At 62.5% G+C, this 17172-nt stretch carries 16 protein-coding genes and 1 pseudogene; 11 read left to right on the forward strand and 6 right to left on the reverse strand.

Features of this window, described 5'->3' with window-relative positions:
• Window positions 1–62 precede the first annotated feature (62 nt).
• From ACFMBG_RS20570 to ACFMBG_RS20600, 7 genes and pseudogenes are all read left to right on the forward strand, one after another.
• Window positions 63–1316, forward strand: a complete 1254-nt coding sequence (locus ACFMBG_RS20570; RefSeq protein ID WP_421056547.1) for an aminotransferase class V-fold PLP-dependent enzyme — start codon at window positions 63–65, stop codon at window positions 1314–1316.
• Window positions 1317–1836: 520 nt separating this feature from the next.
• The gene (locus ACFMBG_RS20575; RefSeq protein WP_421056548.1) at window positions 1837–2091 is read left to right on the forward strand and encodes an L-asparaginase family protein; all 255 of its coding nucleotides are present in this window, start codon (window positions 1837–1839) and stop codon (window positions 2089–2091) included.
• Window positions 2092–2106: 15 nt separating this feature from the next.
• Window positions 2107–2466, forward strand: a pseudogene (locus ACFMBG_RS20580) (asparaginase domain-containing protein); the annotation flags it as partial.
• A gap of 144 nt (window positions 2467–2610) precedes the next feature.
• The gene (locus ACFMBG_RS20585) at window positions 2611–3417 is read left to right on the forward strand and encodes a hypothetical protein (protein WP_421056559.1); all 807 of its coding nucleotides are present in this window, start codon (window positions 2611–2613) and stop codon (window positions 3415–3417) included.
• 22 nt (window positions 3418–3439) lie between these two features.
• On the forward strand, window positions 3440–4177 hold the full coding sequence (locus ACFMBG_RS20590; protein WP_421056549.1) for a hypothetical protein: 738 nt from the start codon (window positions 3440–3442) through the stop codon (window positions 4175–4177).
• A gap of 32 nt (window positions 4178–4209) precedes the next feature.
• A complete protein-coding gene (locus ACFMBG_RS20595) occupies window positions 4210–5034 on the forward strand; it encodes a hypothetical protein (RefSeq protein ID WP_421056550.1) in 825 nt (274 codons plus the stop codon).
• Window positions 5031–5909 carry a hypothetical protein gene (locus ACFMBG_RS20600; RefSeq protein WP_421056551.1) on the forward strand — a complete coding sequence of 293 codons (879 nt, stop codon included), beginning with the start codon at window positions 5031–5033 and terminating at the stop codon, window positions 5907–5909. Before ACFMBG_RS20595 ends, ACFMBG_RS20600 begins: the two co-directional genes overlap by 4 nt.
• A gap of 434 nt (window positions 5910–6343) precedes the next feature.
• Here ACFMBG_RS20600 and ACFMBG_RS20605 read toward each other — a convergent pair whose 3' ends face one another.
• The 3 genes from ACFMBG_RS20605 to ACFMBG_RS20615 all read right to left on the reverse strand — a co-directional run bounded on the left by ACFMBG_RS20605 (window position 6344) and on the right by ACFMBG_RS20615 (window position 8504).
• Window positions 6344–6865 carry an aminotransferase class I/II-fold pyridoxal phosphate-dependent enzyme gene (locus tag ACFMBG_RS20605; protein WP_421056560.1) on the reverse strand — a complete coding sequence of 174 codons (522 nt, stop codon included), beginning with the start codon at window positions 6863–6865 and terminating at the stop codon, window positions 6344–6346.
• An 80-nt stretch (window positions 6866–6945) separates the two neighbouring features.
• Complete coding sequence (locus ACFMBG_RS20610) at window positions 6946–7329, reverse strand: aminotransferase class I/II-fold pyridoxal phosphate-dependent enzyme (RefSeq protein ID WP_421056561.1); 384 nt, start codon at window positions 7327–7329, stop codon at window positions 6946–6948.
• A 137-nt stretch (window positions 7330–7466) separates the two neighbouring features.
• On the reverse strand, window positions 7467–8504 hold the full coding sequence (locus ACFMBG_RS20615) for a zinc-dependent alcohol dehydrogenase family protein (RefSeq protein WP_421056552.1): 1038 nt from the start codon (window positions 8502–8504) through the stop codon (window positions 7467–7469).
• Window positions 8505–8644: 140 nt separating this feature from the next.
• Here ACFMBG_RS20615 and ACFMBG_RS20620 point away from each other — a divergent pair, with 140 nt between their 5' ends.
• Together ACFMBG_RS20620 and ACFMBG_RS20625 are read left to right on the forward strand one after the other, a co-directional pair.
• A complete protein-coding gene (locus tag ACFMBG_RS20620) occupies window positions 8645–9124 on the forward strand; it encodes an Lrp/AsnC family transcriptional regulator (RefSeq protein WP_421056553.1) in 480 nt (159 codons plus the stop codon).
• 680 nt (window positions 9125–9804) lie between these two features.
• A complete protein-coding gene (locus tag ACFMBG_RS20625; RefSeq protein WP_421056554.1) occupies window positions 9805–12222 on the forward strand; it encodes a GcvT family protein in 2418 nt (805 codons plus the stop codon).
• Window positions 12223–12385: 163 nt separating this feature from the next.
• Here ACFMBG_RS20625 and ACFMBG_RS20630 read toward each other — a convergent pair whose 3' ends face one another.
• The 3 genes from ACFMBG_RS20630 to ACFMBG_RS20640 form a co-directional block, all read right to left on the reverse strand.
• Window positions 12386–12772, reverse strand: a complete 387-nt coding sequence (locus ACFMBG_RS20630; RefSeq protein WP_421056555.1) for a type II toxin-antitoxin system death-on-curing family toxin — start codon at window positions 12770–12772, stop codon at window positions 12386–12388.
• The gene (locus ACFMBG_RS20635) at window positions 12769–12993 is read right to left on the reverse strand and encodes an AbrB/MazE/SpoVT family DNA-binding domain-containing protein (protein WP_024092785.1); all 225 of its coding nucleotides are present in this window, start codon (window positions 12991–12993) and stop codon (window positions 12769–12771) included. Before ACFMBG_RS20635 ends, ACFMBG_RS20630 begins: the two co-directional genes overlap by 4 nt.
• 80 nt (window positions 12994–13073) lie before the next feature.
• Window positions 13074–13961 (reverse strand): LysR substrate-binding domain-containing protein, encoded by an 888-nt coding sequence (locus ACFMBG_RS20640; RefSeq protein WP_421056556.1) that lies wholly within the window; start codon window positions 13959–13961, stop codon window positions 13074–13076.
• 210 nt (window positions 13962–14171) lie between these two features.
• Between ACFMBG_RS20640 and ACFMBG_RS20645 the strand changes: the two genes are divergently transcribed.
• Together ACFMBG_RS20645 and ACFMBG_RS20650 are read left to right on the forward strand one after the other, a co-directional pair.
• Window positions 14172–15524, forward strand: coding sequence for an MmgE/PrpD family protein (locus ACFMBG_RS20645; protein ID WP_421056557.1), 1353 nt, complete (start codon window positions 14172–14174; stop codon window positions 15522–15524).
• Between the two features lie 30 nt (window positions 15525–15554).
• A complete protein-coding gene (locus tag ACFMBG_RS20650; RefSeq protein ID WP_421056558.1) occupies window positions 15555–17093 on the forward strand; it encodes a trimethylamine methyltransferase family protein in 1539 nt (512 codons plus the stop codon).
• The last annotated feature ends 79 nt before the right edge of the window (window positions 17094–17172 follow it).

Raw genomic sequence — 17172 nt, forward strand, 5'->3', positions numbered from 1 at the left:
CTCCCTGCCGGGCAATCCCCCTACTGTGACGGCAAATCAAACGCCTTCCGGTTGGACTTGCCATGCCCCAGATCACTGACGCCCTCCTTGACCAGATCCGCGCCCGCTTTGCCCAGGTGGACGAATGCCCCCAGCAGGGGCCGCGCATCTTCTTTGAAAACGCCGGCGGCGCGCTGACGCTGAACGCGGTGGTGGAGACCTCCGCCCGCTATGCCGCGATCCCCGACAACCAGGGCCGCGACAACCCCGGCAGCCATGAGCTGGTGCGGGTGATCACCAAGGCCAAGGACGACATGCGCGTCATGATGAACGCGCCCGGCGGCCAGTTCTTTGCCGGCGAAAGCGGCACCGAGCTCTTGTTCCGGCTGATCATGAACGCCTGCCTCGGCACCGCTGAGGGCGGCACCGTGCTGGGCTCGACGCTGGAGCACCCGGCCACCCGCTCCGCCTGCGCCCGCTGGGCCGGGGTGGCGCGGCAGAAACATGTGCTGATCCCGCATGACGACGCCAGCGGCACAATCACCGCTGAGGCTTACGCCAAGGCAGTCACGCCGGACACGGTTGTGGCAACCATCGTCCATACCTCGCCGGTCACCGGCATGGGCGTGGACGTCGCCGCCTGCGCTGCCGCCATCCGCGAGGTCGCGCCGGAGTGTTATATCATCGTCGACGGCATCCAGCACGCCGCTCACGGGCGCATCGACCTGACCGCATACGGCGTCGATGGCTATGTGATCTCCCCCTACAAGATGTTCTCACGCCACGGCTATGGCCTCGCCTGGATCTCAAACCGGCTGACCGCCCTGCCTCATAACGCGCTGATTGATGGGCCGGAAGACAACTGGGAAATGGGCACCCGCGACACCGGCAGCTACGCCACGCTCTCGGATGTCGCCAGTTACCTGGAATGGCTCGGCGGCGAGGTCAGCGATGCCACCGACAGGCGCGCCAGGTTCGTAGCGGCGGGCGAGGCGATCCATGCCCATGAAAAAGCGCTGACCGATGCGATGATCCATGGCACCGGCAACTTGCCGGGCCTGGCAGAGATGGAGGGCGTCACCATCCTAGGCGGTGCAGACAACCCCGCGCGCGAAGGGCTGGTCTCGCTGACTGTCGCGGGCGTGCCCTCGGTGGAGGTGGTCAAACGCCTGAACGACCAGGGCATCCGCACCCATCTGCGCAAGGCGGACCATTACTCCGGCAACATCCTGGCGCCGCTTGGCATGGACAGCTGTGTCCGCGTCTCCATGTGCCACTACAACAGCGTGGGCGAAGTTGCGAAATTCCTCGGCGTGATGAAAGAGATCACCGGGTGATCAATGCTGAGCGTTTTGCGCAAAGCTAGGCTCTGGCCCCGTTGAATTGATTGCAGTCATCTCAGGGTACTGATTCAAGCCCCTGAACTGCAGGAGGCGTGATGAGCAATCTTTTCTGGCTGACCGAGGGGCAGATGGCTCGGCTTCCCAAGAGCCATGGCAAGCCTCGGGAAAAAGGGGCGGGCTTGGCCATCGGCTCGTCAGTCAGCCAGTAAAGGTCGCTCATGTCACCGCTCCGTTTTCCGAGCCGTGAATCACGCAGCGCACTGAAAATCAATGCATTCCGGCCCTAGGGGCGGTCGACTCTGATCTGAGCTGCCAACTTACTTTGACGAGTGCTCGGTGTCAGAGCCGATGGCAAAGGCATTACCGGGACCGGAGCTCACACCAACACCCGCAAACCGCGTTACTTAAAAAACGAACCTCAATCCGATTGAGACGCATGAAAGAAGATGCGCTTATTGGATGTGTAGTTACGTAATAAATCATCCTATAGATGTAATTTGCGGAGATTGTGGTCATGAAGATTTGCATCATTAACACCGGCGGCACTATCAGCTGTGTTGGCGACCCGCTCGCCCCCATGTCGGCTGCTGATTTCGCCGCTGCATCGCAGTCCATTCTCAACCCGGTCCTGGCGGAAGAGTTCCCGGACACCGCTTTGGTTTACGAGACCGATCTGGTGTTTCCGGAAAGCACAACCGGAACACTCGACAGCACCAACCTGCAGCCAAGCGACTGGTGCCTGATGGCAGGCTATATCCTTGATAACTAAGCTGATTACGATGGGTTCGTCATTCTGCACGGCACCGACTCGATGGATTTCACCGGCGCCGCCCTGCCCTTTCTGCTGAATGTCTTCGACGCCCAGGGTTTTGGCACCGCCCTGCTGTCCAAGCCGGTGATCATCACCGGTTCGCAAGTGCCGATGTTCGCTGAGACCACACCAGGGGATGCTTCGGACCTGACGCTGAACTTCAACACAGATGCCTTTCAGAATTTCTGCGGTGCGGTGGCCTGCGCCCGGCTCGGCATTCCCGAAGTCGGGGTCTATTTCGACAGTTACCTTTACCGCGGCGACCGGGTGCTGAAAGTGAATGCCAGCGAGTTCGTGGCGTTCAATTCGCCCAATTATCCCCCGCTGGCGCAATACGGTATTCGGCTGACGCAATATCCCGACCGGATGCTGCCGGATCCGGTCAGCACCGGCGTCAGCCTGGACAACGCCACTGCATTGGCCGCGGCACAGGCACAACTCACAGCCATCTCTGACGCCATCGATGATTTCCCGGTGATGCAGTTCAACGCCTTTCCAGCCGCCTACAGCACAACCAGCAGCACCGCCATCATCGCCAATCTGATCACTGCAGCGGTAGGCACAGGCCTCAAGGGGCTGGTGCTGGAATCCTATGGAGAAGGCAACTTCCCGTCCGGCAACCCTGATAACGCATCAGAAGGCGCAGTGTACGCCGCGCTGCAGGCCGCTGACGCCGCCAATGTCATAATCGTTGACAGCACCCAGGTGATCGCCGGAACGGTCAATGACTCGGCCTATGCCTCCGGGGCGTGGCTGCCTGATGTTGGCGCGCTCAGCGCTTCGGACATGACCCCGATGGCAGCCTTTGCCAAGACCATGATCCTGCAAGCTGCTGCAGCCGGCAACAGCTGGACGCTGGATCAGGTCAAGGATCTCATCCAGCTCAATCTGTTCGGAGAGATCCAGAATGTCAGCCGCCTGGACAGCCGCACCAACAGTCAGCTGCTGGCCGGCCAGTCAATCATGGCGCTGGATGGCAGCGCGACCCTCAGCAACGATCCCATCTCCGGCCCGGTCCTGAGTGCCAGCGACGGGACTTTCCTGTGGGCCCCCTTCGGAAGCCAGGCCGCGGGCCACCCCGGCAGCCTGATCATGCAAAACGACGGCAATCTGGTGCTGCGCAGCGCCGATAACGAACCCATCTGGGCCTCAGACACCGGCGTGAGCGGCGGTGCTTCATCCGTGCTGATGATCTCCGGCTCCTACGGCAGCGGCGACCTCACGCTCAGCGTCTACAATTATTCCGGCCAGACGCTCTCCGCCACGCTCTACTCGCAAAACTGACCTCAAAACCCGGGAGAAAACTATGACGCCTGCATTCAAATTCAGCGGCCGCGTTGCCGAAGGTGATCTGCGCCACTCCATCAGGGAGGAGGCGCCGGACGGGGCGCTGATTGCACCGAACTACGTCGAGACCGCCTGGGGCAGCGTGCCGCAGTATGCCGCCACCGTCCGCGACAGCAATACCGGCTATGACCCGGCAGGCGACTGCCAGGGGTCCTTCATGTCGGCGAAATACCAGCCAAACAACAACTGCTATGCCTATGGCTGCAATATCGCCTCGAATTCCTTCCCCCAGCCCGGCCGCGCCAGCGGTGCGCCGGCGCTTTCGGAAAACTTCACCGCCGAGCATGTGCGCGACAATGCCGTCAGCGACGGGCTGGTCTATATCGGCACCACGCTCGCCGATATCGAAAAACATGCGGCCACCGCAGGTGCGGGCGGGCATTACGTCGCCCTGATGTTCTCGCCCCCGGAAAACGCGATCGGCGGCGATCCCGAAGCCAACTGGCCCGGGGATTACCACTGGGCCCGTTGCGATACGCTGTCGCCAATGTCCTGGTCGCAGAAGGATGGCGGCGATCAGGTGACGAACTTCGACTTTGCCGGCAACCCGATCACCGACCCGGCAACTGCCAATTGGCGGGTCAACCAGGGGCCAATCAAGACCACCGGCACCGGTAAGGATTACAATGAGTACGCCGTTACCTACGGGTTTTATTGCTACATGTACGTGCCCGATGGATCCGTGAACATCATCTGAACCGTCCTGGAATTTCAGCGAAAGGCACATCCATGTGTACCATTGGAACCGTTTTTGACGGCCAGACCATTCACACCTTCAAGCAATGCGACCTGATCCCTGTCACCGAATTCAACGAACCGCAGACCAGGACCGGCAGCAATGGCGTTGTCAGCTATACCGCCCTGACACGGGGCGACGGCAGCGGGCGGCTCTGGGCTGGCAGCAACAGTTCGGGCGTGTCCTTTGTGGCCGCCGACGCCTATACCACGTCCGCCAATTACTATGTCACTGATGCGCAGACCGACGCCTTGTTCGCGGCTTATGAGAAGAGCATCTCAGACTTCACCACCGCCACCGCCGCCGCGGACTTCCTGGCAGGTTTCTACGAGGATATGGGCAGCGGAACCGGATTCCCGGCGCCCGATATCAGCCTGCTGACAGGATGGGCGGATGAGGCGCAGACCCAGCCGGTTTCGATCTTCCTCGAATACATGCCGCGCCCCTATCTGCACGCGCCGGTGCGGAGGATCATCCGCCATGCCGGGCATTTCGCCTCGGCCAACCATTTCCGCATTCAGCCGGAAGCCATCCACTACCCGGCCAACCACTCGACCTATCTGCGGCTGTCACGGGCCGAACTCCTGCTGCAGCAGGACCCGACCCATGCCGGGATCATGTCGGTGCTGACCGATCAGTATTATGGCCGGTGCGAGCTCTCGATCTGCCGTGAAACCGGCTATCCGAACGAGGAATTTCAGACCCAGGCCACGGCGCTGTTCTCAGCAAACCCCGGCCTGGCGCCGGTCTGCGAATACCAGGTCAATGGCAACCCGCTGACCAATCCGCTGCAAACCTATGAGGGGGCCGCCGCATGATACCTGTCACCATAGACCGCAACAGCAACCCGCCCGCCCCCAAACCCGATGGGGATTTCCGATTTGTCGACCAGGGCAATTACCTGAAATCTGCGCTGGTTCCCGGGCTGACCCTGTATTCGGACAGTGCAACTTCCTGCATCATCACCATCGTTGTTGCCCAGAAGGGCGAGGAGATATCGGCCACGCTAGCGCATCTGGACAGCCCCGATTGCATCAAGGCCTTTTTCGAGGTTGTGACAGCGGAAAACTACGACAGCGTCCAGGTCTATGCCCAGGGCGCCAACCCGCCGGACAATGAAACTGCAAGGCAGAACGCCGCCCAGCTCAAAGCATCGGTTGAAAGCCTTGGCAGCAGGCTGGCGGCAGCGGAGCTGTACCTGCTCGAGGGCAGCCCGCGTGACGACAACCGCGGCGATTTCGGCATCAGCATCGGCGCAGCGAATGGCATAGTCGTCTCGAACCAGCCCTATGCGCTCCAACTCACCGACCGCGATCCGACCTGCGGCGGGCAGACCGTTTACTGCATCATGCGCCGCCAGGAGCATCCGCCGGTCGAGATCCGCAACGCGGCGCTGCCCTTCACCCATGCCGAACTGGTGGAGCTCTCCTCCATCGCTCTCAGCTACCGCAAGACCCCGGATGATCCGGCTTCCGCGTTCACCAATATCGTCAACATGCAGAATGCGGCGATCCGCGAAAGCTGGTCGACGACCCCGCAATATGAGGCGCCGTGGTTTTCGGATCAGTTGAAACAGGGCGCCTGCTTTGCCCTCTCCATGGCACCGGTCACTTCTCTCAGCAGCTACTATCTGAGCAAGGACCACGAGCGCCCGTTCGGCCGCCTGCGCCGGGCAATTTTGCCGGCAGATTGATGTAATTCAGTGGCAATGCCGCTCCTTGCTGGCGGACGGTATAGGGTCCGCTGGGGGCTGTGTCAGGAAATTGTGCGGCTGTGCTCTCTATTTGCATAGCCGCATGGAGGCCGGCCTCAGTTTCTGACGACAAAAAGTTCCAAGGAGGATTTTTATGCCGGAGACCTCAAAGACCCGAGGGTGTGGAATGCAATGATCAATGCAATTCAGCACAGGACAGGTCAATTTCCAGCACTAAGCGTGACCTGCTACCGGAAAACCGGACATTCCGTGCGGGAAGTCAGCCAGGTTGTCCGTGCCTCTGACGACTTTTCTGAAACTTGGTATCGGCCTTCACGACCGGCACTCAGGATAGCGCCGGCTACCCACGCCTCATCACACCCCGCATGGCACGGGTTAGCCACCCGATATCCTCGGAGCCGAGGCGCGCGACGTTAACCCGGCCTCCTTTGACGACACGAATGCCGTGAACACGGGTCAGCGCTGCTTCTTGGCACTCTGTGAGCGGCAGCAAAGAAAACATCCCGGGTTGCCTGGCGAGGCAGGCAAGGTCCTGCGTGCCGGACCATCCAGTTCGGTTTGTGCGATTTCTGCGCGGACCTGCGCAACACGGACGGGCCATGATCCGGCGCATGGGACTCGCCCGAGCGCACAATGGCAGACACGGCCCTGTGCATGCGGCCGCGATCAGACTTGCGTGTTTTCACGAACAGCGCCCCGGCGCGGTCGCGGTAGATGCCAAACGATTTGCAGAGCATGATGCAGACGATGCATTCGGGGAAGCGCGCGGCAATCTGCCGGGCCATGGTGCAATCAGCTTCAAAGCTTTGGGCAAAGCCGAGGCAGGCGGGATCGATCCACGGGAAGATGCCACGCGCCTCCAGCGCCTCAAGTACGGCGCGGAACCGTTCTGGCGTCCTGTCCGTGCCTGTCGGGTTGTGGCATACCCCCTGCATCAGGAACACTTCACCTGTTTGGCTTCTCTCAGCCCGTCGAGCATCTGATCGAAGGTGATCTCGCGCGGGATCGGATCGTATTACGGCACTTGGGCGGATTTGGCGCCCGCGGCCGTCAGGATCGGAACGTAATTGCCATAGGTCGGTGTTTGCAGCCAGACCGTTGGCGGATCAGGCATTTGCGCCGGCAGGCCCGCCATGACCCGCAACGCCACCGCCCCGCCTGAGGTCTGTGCCGCAACCCAGTCAACGCCCCAGGTCTCACCCGGAATTTCCTGGCCCGACACTGCGCGGTATTCGGCGCCGCCAGTCAGGGCGAGGCAGGATTTGGTTGTCCGCGTCACCACCAGCCGCCGCTCCGCTTCCTTCACGGCCTGAAGAACCGGTGTCTGCCCGTTCGCGTCCTGATAGATCCCGACGGTCAGGTTGAGCTTGTCTGCGCGCGGGGTCCTGGGCGAAGTAATCCGCCCCGATCATGATTGGGTCGACAGGGTAGTCCTCGACTCTCTCGAATATTTTCGTCCCTTTTCCAATTAGGTGGAGCCGCTCCGGCAAGCTGCCATGCTGCCAGCGCGGATATCCACGCAATCCCGCCCATAGCTCAGAACCGGGTGATGACTGTGGCGCCGACGGACTGGAATTTGTCCATGCTCATCAGGGCCTCGGGCGCATCCGCAAGGCTGATCTGGGCGCCCACCAGCCGCGCCGGATCGAGCTTGCCGCTGGCGACCATGTCCAGCATCGCGCCATAGCGGTGCGCCTGCATCCCGTGCGAGCCGAGAAGCTCGATCTCCTGGCCCACGATCTTGGGCATGGGGACGGCGGGGGCGGCGTGCTCACCGAGCATCAGCCCGACCTGGATGTGTTTTCCCCGCGGCCGCAGGCAGAGGATGGAGTTTGTCATGGTCACAGGATGGCCAAGCGCATCGAGCGAGACATGCGCGCCGCCCCGCGTGATCTCCTTGATCGCTTCGGGAACATCGGCCTCGCCCCCGTTGATGACGGTCACAGCACCGAGGTCTTTCGCGAGGTTCAGTTTGGCCGGATCGAGATCCACGCCGATCACATTGGCCCCGGCAGCTGCCGCGATCATGACGGCCGACAGCCCGACACCGCCGCAGCCATGCACAGCCACCCACTGGCCCGCGCTCACCTTGCCCTGATCGACCACCGCGCGGAAGGATGTCGCGAACCGGCACCCGAGGCTGGCTGCGGTCGCAAAGTCCATGTTCTCAGGCAGCGCCACGAGGTTCAGGTCGGCCTGGTGAATGCCGACATACTCTGCGAACGAGCCCCAGTGGGTGAAGCCGGGCTGCTCCTGGTGCAGGCACACCTGCTGGTGGCCCGCGTGGCATTCGGAACAGCTGCCGCAGCCGCAGATAAAGGGCACGGTGACCTTGTCCCCAACCTTCCAGTTGGTGACATCCTTGCCCACCGCCTCGACCACGCCCGCCAGTTCATGCCCCGGAACATGCGGCAGGTCGATGTCGCTGTCGTGTCCCATCCATCCATGCCAGTCGCTGCGGCAGACACCTGTAGCTGCGACCTTCAAGACGACACCATGCGCTTGGGGCCTCGGGTCATCCACCGTGACCAGTTTGGGTGCTTCTTGGAACTTTTCAAACAGGACAGCTTTCATGGCAGTGTCTTTCCGTTTCGGTTTTGATTTGAGAAGATCATAGCGTTCAGCGTGGAAACAACTTTGCCAATCTTGCACGATTTCTCTTAATCTTGAGTGGGAACCCCTCCCGATCTGCAATTCTCGAAAGGTTTCTGCCCTTGTCTGACGTCGATGCCGTAAATGCCCAGATCCTGTCCCTGCTGCAAAACGACGGCCGCATGACCAACGCGAAGCTGTCCGAGAACCTGGGCATGAGCGAAACGCCCTGCTGGCGCCGCCTGAAACGGCTGGAGGAAAACGGCATCATAGAGGGCTACCAGGCGAACCTGAACCGCCGCAAGCTGGGGCTGGGCGTCATGGCATTTGTGCAGCTCCGCTGTTCGGAACACGATCAGGCTGCCACGGCAGAATTCCAGCGGATCGTTGAGACGACCCCGAACATTCTTGCCTGTCACAACACGACCGGCGCGGACGATTTCCTGCTGATCGTCGTGGCCCGGGATCTGGACGACTACAGCACCTTCGTCGACAGCACCCTGCGCCGCCTGCCGGGAGTGACCAGCATTCGCTCGAACCTTTCTCTGAAAGAGATGAAAGCGTCCAGCAAATTGCCAATAATACCGCCTGCCGCATCATGACTGTGAAACACCAGTCAATGTCCGCAGTTGTGATGGGATTTGCTTGAAAGGCACCTGCAGCGGACGGCCGCTTCGGGCCGGTTCCGTGGAAAACACCCGTTCGCGGGCGCAGAAATCCGGCGCTTGAGAAGGGCGCGTGCGCCGTCCCGGTCAGGCGTTCCGCGTTTGCTGCGGTACGGGAAGGATCTTGGCGGGTTTCCGGCGCGCCGCGCCGTCTGACTCCCGATTGCACACAGTGCGTCAGGAAAAATGGAGGAAAGAACCTGGCCAGGTTTGAGATTTAGTCCTGCTCAATACGGCCGTTTCGGTCAACGGGTAGCGCTGATCTTCTGAGGGGAAACGAGCTCCCGCGGCAGGCAAAAGGCAAGCACGATCTAAGTCACTGTTTTAAAACAAAACCACCGGCCAAAGATCGGCCGGTGGCAATTAACCTCGTGTCAGAATGGCAATAAACTCCCATCAATGGCAGTTATTACTTGGGTCCGACACACACCCAAGGTCAGGCACCGACCTGCCGCTGGAACACTGCCCAATGACCCCACAAATCCGGGGCCTTTGGGTTTGAATTCTTCACGGGTCATCCCCTGCTTCCGCCGCTAGGGTCGCCGGGAAGGATACAGCGGCCCTCTCCAGCCTGCAGGGAGCGCCGTTTCAGGCACGCAGGCAAGGGAACATGACGCATGAAAACCCATGCACAGGCAGTTGTCATCGGCGGCGGGCTGGTCGGCTGCTCGATCCTCTACCACCTGGCGAAACTCGGCTGGAAAGACGTGGTTCTGCTGGAGCGCGACGAGCTGACCGCGGGCTCCACCTGGCATGCGGCGGCCAACATCCACGGGCTGCACGACAACAACAACGTGACCCGCATCCAGCACTACACGATGAACCTGTACAAGGAACTGGAGAAAGAAACCGGCCAGGGCTGCGGCGTGTTCCAGCCCGGCTCCCTGTATCTGGCCAAGACCGAGGAGCGCGAGCACCAGTTGCGCCTGCAGGAGGCCAAGGCGAAATACTACGGCCTGAACTTCTATGAGGTCAGCCGCGAACAGGCCAAGGAGCTGCACCCGCTGGCGCAGTTCGACGACATCCGCTGCATCATGTTCGAACCCGACGGCGGCAACGTCGACCCTTCGGGCGTGACCATGGCCTATGCCGCCGGCGCCCGCGCCATGGGCGCCCAGATCGAACGTTTCTGCCCGGTGATCGGCACAGAACAGCAGCCCGACGGCAGCTGGATCGTGAAAACCGAAAAGGGCGACATCCACACCCAGTGGGTGGTGAACGCAGGCGGCCTCTGGGGCCGCGAGGTGGCCGCGATGGCGGGCCTCACCCTGCCTTTGCAGCCGACCGAGCACCAGTATTTCGTCACTGAATCCATCGACGAGGTTGCCAAGCTGGGCCGCCGCCTGCCCTCGATCGCCGACCGCGACGGCGAATATTACTTCCGCCAGGAGGGCAACGGCTTCCTGATTGGCGCCTATGAAAAGGACATGCGGTTCTGGGCCGAAGAAGGCACCCCGCTGGACTTTGCACATGAGCTGTTCCCCGACGATCTGGACCGGATCATGGAAAACGTGATCCGCGCCACTGAACGTGTTCCTTGCGCCGAGACCGCAGGAGTTAAGCGGGTGATCAATGGCCCGATGATCTGGTCGCCGGATTCCAACGCCATCTGGGGCCCGGTGCCGGAGCTGAAAAACTACTTCTGCTGCACAGGCATCATCCCCGGCTTCTCGCAGTCCGGCGGCCTCGGCCTGCTGGCCGCCCAGTGGATGATCGAGGGCGAGCCGCAATACGACATGTTCGCCTGGGACCTGGCGCGCTTTGGTGACTGGGCCGACAAAAAATTCACCAAGGCCCGCGTCGAGGACCAGTACGCCCACCGCTTCGCGATCCATTTCCCGAACGAGGAACGCAGCGCCGGCCGCCCGGCCCGTGTGCGCCCCGCTTACGAGATGCAAAAGGAAATGGGCTGCGTTTTTGGCCTCAACTGCGGCTGGGAGCACCCGCTGTGGTTCTCCGGCGTGCCCGGCACCACAGACACCAACAGCTTCACCCGCCAGAACTGGTGGGAGCCGGTCGGCCGCGAGGTGAAGATGCTGCGGGAAAACGTCGGCGTGATCGACATCTCGAACTTTGCCAACTACGTGATCAAGGGCCCGGGCGCGTTTGAGTGGCTCGACAAGCTGGTTGCGAACAAGGTGCCGACCGAAGCGGGCCGTTCCTGCCTGACCCCGCTGATTTCGGTCCGCGGCGGCGTCGCCGGCGACTTCACCATCACCAAGGTGGCGGATGACGAATACATGATGGTCGGCTCCGGCATGGCGGAACGCTATCACCAGCGCTTCTTCAACATGATCGAGCTGCCCGAAGGCACCACCTTTGAAGTCGCCACCAACCGCATCGCGGGCTTCAACGTGGCCGGTCCGAAATCCCGCGACATGCTGCAGCGGCTGACCAATGCGGACCTGTCGAATGAGGCTTTCCGCTTCATGCGTTCGCGCACCATCGAGGTGGCCGGCGTGGAATGCCTGGCGATCCGCGTGTCCTTCACCGGCGATCTGGGCTGGGAACTGCACTGCGCCGAAAGCGATCAGGTCAAGCTGTACTCCGCCCTGCTGGCGGCAGCCGCAGAGTTCGACGGCGGCCCCGTTGGCGGCCGTGCGCTGGGGAGCTTGCGGATCGAGAAGGGTTATGGCTCCTGGGGCCGCGAATACAGCCAGGAATACTGGCCGCAGGAGGTTGGCCTGGCCGGTCTCATCAAGCTGGACAAGGACTTCCTCAACAAGGAGGCCTATCTGAAGGTCAAGGACAACGCCCCGCGCGAAGTTCTGTCAGCCTTCGAGATCGACGCGGTGAACGATGCCGATGCCTCGGGCGGCGAGCCGGTCTTCACCCCGGACGGCAAACCGGTGGGCCGGGTGACGTCTGGCGCCTATGGCTACTCGGTCGGCAAGTCGCTGGCGCTGGGGTATGCCAACCCGGCGGTTGCCAAGCCGGGGGATGAGGTCGAGGTCTTCATCCTGGGCAAACCGCACAAAGCGCGGATCCTGGAAGCGGCGGCCTTTGATCCTTCGGGTTCACGGTTGCGGGCCTAAGGTCAGTCCAGCACTGCAGCGGGCCGCCTCAATTGGCGGCCCGAATTGAATCGAGAAGGGCAGTGCCCGACCGCGGGCGGAAGCGAAGCGCCCGCCCATGGGGGCGGTCGGGCGCTGCCCGGCCTTCGTCCGGGCGGGACGTTTGTGCAAGGGTGCCGAAGTACTAAATCGGCTGCATCCCAGCCGTCAGCCACTCCGCAAATGCCCCCTCGTCCACATCCCCGGTGGCGAGGTCCTCCATCATCCGCATGCCCTCCACCGGGTCCGGGCGGAATTGGTAGCCGTTCAGCCGCAGAAAGGTAACGGCGGTCACAAAGGCCGTGCGCTTGTTGCCATCGACAAAGGCTTGCGCCTTGGCGATCCCGAACGCATAAGCCGCGGCAATCTCCGCCACACCCGCATCCGAATAGGCCGCCAGGTTCATCGCCCGGGCACAGCCCATCTCCAGCAATGCCCTGTCGCGCATCCCTGCCGCCCCGCCGTGGCGGGAAATCTGCCGGTCATGAATGATAGTAACGGCTGCCAGCGGCATCCATTTATAGCTGCTCACGCCAGGGCCTGAAGCAGGTCGCGGTTCTCATCCATCACGATCTCAGCCGCGGCCAGCGCCTCGGCCACCGAGGGGTCATGCGCCATCACCCTAAGGCTGCCGTCATCGCCGCGCACCACAAACAGCGTGTCGCCTTCCTTGGCGTCCAGCATGGTGAGCATCTCCGTCGTCAGCGTGATGACGGCAGAGTTTCCGACTTTCCTGATCTTGGTCTCAATCATTGGCAGGCCTCATGTATATATACCCGTATATACGGCAAGGGCCGCCGTAATTCAATGTCCGCTGCAAAAGCGGTATGGTCCTACAGCTCCATCTCCGCCGCCGCTTTCAGCAGCCAGGTCTTGAAATGCTTGACCGAGGGCGTTGCTGCCTTGTCCTTGAAGGTGGCGAAATAGGTCCAGGGGCAGTCGAGGTCGAACTCGAACGGCTCCACCAGCCGCCCGCTGGCCACCTGCTGGCGCACCAGCGATTTCGGCAGCACCACGCATCCCAGCGCGTTGACCGCAAATTCCAGCCCCATGTTGGAGGAATTGGTCTGCAAGCCGCCCTTATGCTCAATGCCGGTCAGCCCGAAGTGCTTGGCGATCTTCTCCCAATAGACCGGGCGGCCCAGGATGTGGATCAGCTTGGCATCCGCCAGCTGTTCCGGCCGGGTCAGAGGCTCACCGCCCACCCGGTAGTCCGGCGCGCAGACCAGCGCCAGCTTCTCGTCCCACAGCTTCACCGCGGGCCCCATCACATCATCCACATGGTTAATGGTAATCGAGATGTCGGAGACGTTGGTTTCCACATCCACCCAGATGGTGCTGTGAATGGTCAGATCGATATCCGGATGCGCCTTGGTGAATTCCTCGATCACGTTGATCAGCCATTTCTCCGCCAGGCTGACCGGGCAGGAGATCACCACCTCCCGCTTGTGGCTTTGCGAGATCAGGAGCTGCGTGGCGCTGTCAATTTCCTGCAGCGCATGGCGGACCGAGGGCAGATAGGCCTCCCCCACATCCGTCAGCGACAGCGACCGCGGATGGCGCACGAACAGCGGCCGGCCGATGAATTCCTCCAGGCTGCGCACATGGTTGGAGACAGCGGACTGGGTGCAATTCAGCTCATCGGCCGCCGAGGTAAAGCTGAGATAGCGCGCGGCGGCCTCGAATGAGCGCAGGAATGTCAGGTGGGGGAGATTCTTCATCAGGCAGTCCGCTGGCGGTTTCGGGGCCATGTTCACATGCTTTGGAATGCGCGGCAATTCCCAAGGGTTAGCGGCCCGGAATGGTCAGAAAACGACGTCTATCACGCATTTCACGAAATAAAGCAGGCCTATGACCCCGGTTTATTTGCGGGTCACTTGACCCCGGACACCCTAGTTTGACGCGGAAAACGCCCCTGCGAGAGATCCGCCATGACCGCCACCTTCGACCGCGCCGCCGACTTCACCTTCGGCCTCACCCCCGCCGCCCTGCCGGAAACCACCCGTGAGGCGGCGGCACTGATGTTCCTCGACACCCTGGGCATCACCATCGGCGCCACCCCGATGGAGGCCGGCCGCATCGCCCGCGATACCGCCGTGGCGCTTTATGGCTGCGGCGAGGAGGGTTTGGCCGCGCGCATGATGTTCGACGGCCGCAAGGTGAGCGTCGCCGGGGCCGCCTATGCCGCCGCCACCGCCACCGACAACCTGGACGGCCACGACGGCTATTACCCGACCAAGGGCCATATCGGCGTGGTGGTTATCCCGGCTATCGCCGCACTTGCGGAAACCGTGCCGGACTTTTCGGGCCCCGAGGCGCTGGCCATCACCACCCTGGGCTATGAGCTGGCAGGCCGCGCCGCCCTGTCGCTGCACGCCACCGTCAGCGACTACCACACCTCCGGCGCCTGGAACGCGCTGGGAGTGGCGGCGATGGCCGCCCGGATGCGCGGCCTCAGCCGCGCCCAGCTGCGCGAGGCGCTGGGGATCGCCGAATTCCACGGCCCCCGCAGCCAGATGATGCGTGAGATCGCCAATCCCTCGATGCTGCATGACGGCTCCGGCTGGGGCGCGATGGTTGGGATGTCGGCGGCGGTTCTGGCCGAAAAGGGATTTACCGGCGCCCCCGCCATCACCATCGAGGAAGACCGGGTGGCGGAGCACTGGGAGGACCTCGGCAGCTTCTGGCAGATGGAGCATCAGTACGTGAAGCCATACCCGATCTGCCGCTGGGCCCATGCCCCGATCGACGCGCTGCGGCAGGTGATGCTGGAGCACGGTCTGACCCACGAACAGCTTGCCCGCATCCACATCAACACCTTCCACGAAAGCGCCTGCCTCTACCCGGGCATTCCCGCGACCACCAGCCAGGCGCAGTATTCGCTGGGCTTTGCGGTGGCGGTGCAGGCGGCCTATGGCCGGATCGGGGTCGAGCATATCTCGGGCGAGGGCCTCGCGGATCCGCTGGTGGCCTCGATCCACGAGCGGATCTCGGTTGCGGAGGCCGCGCGCCATTCCGTCCGCTTCCCGGCCTGCCGGGTCGCCGATGTGGTGGTGACGCTGACCGACGGCCGGGTGATCGAATCCGGCGATGTCCACGCCCGCGGCGGCCCCGAGGCGCCGTTCTCGCAAGCGGATGTGGTGCGCAAATTCATGGAATTCGCCGCCCCCGTGCTGGGCGAGACCCGCGCCGGCGCAATCCGCGATGCGGTGCTGGGGTTCACCCGCGACGGCAGCAAATTCTCCGATCTGAGCCGTCTGATCTATGACGCGCCGGAAACCTAAGCCGGAAATCTGACCAGAAAGATGAAAGACATGGCACGCGAAAGGCGCAGCGGCGGACGCCGCGGCAAATCCACCCGCTCCGGCGGCAGTATCGAACAACTGCCCTGGAGCCAGGTGAAGAACACCTACCCGGCGTTCGAGCTTTTGAACCCGGAGCAGATGGACCAACTGCACGCCACCTCGATGCGGATCCTGTCGGAGGCAGGCATCCGGGTGATGGGCGAAAACGTGATGGATCTCTTCGAGGCGGCCGGCGCTATCGTCGACCGGGATACCAAGACCATCCGCATCGACGAAAGCATCGTCGCCGCGGCGCTGGAAACGGTGCCGTCTGAATTTACCCTGACCGCCCGCAACCGCGCCAAGCGGATCACCCTGGGCGGCAACAACGTGACCTTCGGCCTGGTGGCCGGCCCGCCCAACGTGCACGACTGCATCAACGGTCGGCGGCAGGGCAACCTGACCGACTACCAGAACTTCATCAAGCTGGCGCATCATTTCAACGCCATCCACCTGATCGGCAACCAGGTGACAGCACCGCTGGAGCTGCCCGCCAACAACCGCCATCTGGACACCTATCAGGCCAACCTGACCTATTCGGACCTGTCCTTCCACTGCTCCGCCATCGGCCGCGGCCGGGCGCTGGACGGGATCAACATGATGGCAATCACCCGCGGCCAGACACCAGAGGAGATGAAGGGCGATCCGGGCGTGATCACCATTATCTCGGTGAACTCGCCGCGGCTGTTCGACGACGCGATGGGCGACGGGCTGATCGCCATGGCCGAATACGGCCAGCCGGTAACGGTGACGCCCTTCACCCTGATGGGAGCGATGACGCCGGTGACCCTGCCCGCAGCCCTTGCCCAGCAAAACGCCGAGGCGCTGTTCGGCGTGGTGCTGACCCAGCTGGTGAACCCGGGCACGCCGGTGATGTACGGCTCCTTCACCTCCAACGTCGACATGCGCTCCGGCGCGCCTGCGTTCGGGACGCCGGAAAACGCCAAGGCCAATATCGTCGGCGGCCAGCTGGCGCGGCGCTATGGCATCCCCTACCGGACCTCGAACGCCAACGCCTCCAACGCGGTGGACTTGCAGGCGGCTTATGAAACCATGATGGCCACTTGGGGCGCAGTGCTGGGCGGCGCCAATATCGTCTATCACGCGGCCGGCTGGCTGGAGGGCGGGCTGACCGCGTCTTATGAGAAATTCATCCTGGACGTGGAGATCATCCAGAACATGATCGAATTCCTGAAGCCGATGAAGTTCGACACGGATGAACTGGGCTTCGATGCCATCCAGTCGGTCCCCACCGGCGGCCATTTCTTTGGCGCCGAACACACGATGGCGCGGTATGAGACCGCGTTCTACCGCCCGATGCTGTCGGACTGGCAGAATTACGAGAACTGGGAAGCGGCCGGCGCCAAGGACGCCTTGCAGCGGGCCACCGGCCTCTGGCAGCAGGCGCTGCGGGATTACGAGGAACCGGCGATGGAACCGGCAATCCGCGAAGAGCTGGAGGCCTATGTGGCCATGCGGAAGGAAGAAATCGGTTCCGGTGAACCTTGAGGGGGCAGGAGCGAGGGGCCGGCCCGCCGTCCATTGGCCGGTCAGGCCAATGGCGCAAAATAATCGTGCGAGGGGCCGG

The sequence above is a fragment of the Leisingera coralii genome, from assembly GCF_049056525.1.
In the GTDB taxonomy this organism is placed as follows: Bacteria; Pseudomonadota; Alphaproteobacteria; order Rhodobacterales; family Rhodobacteraceae; genus Leisingera; species Leisingera coralii.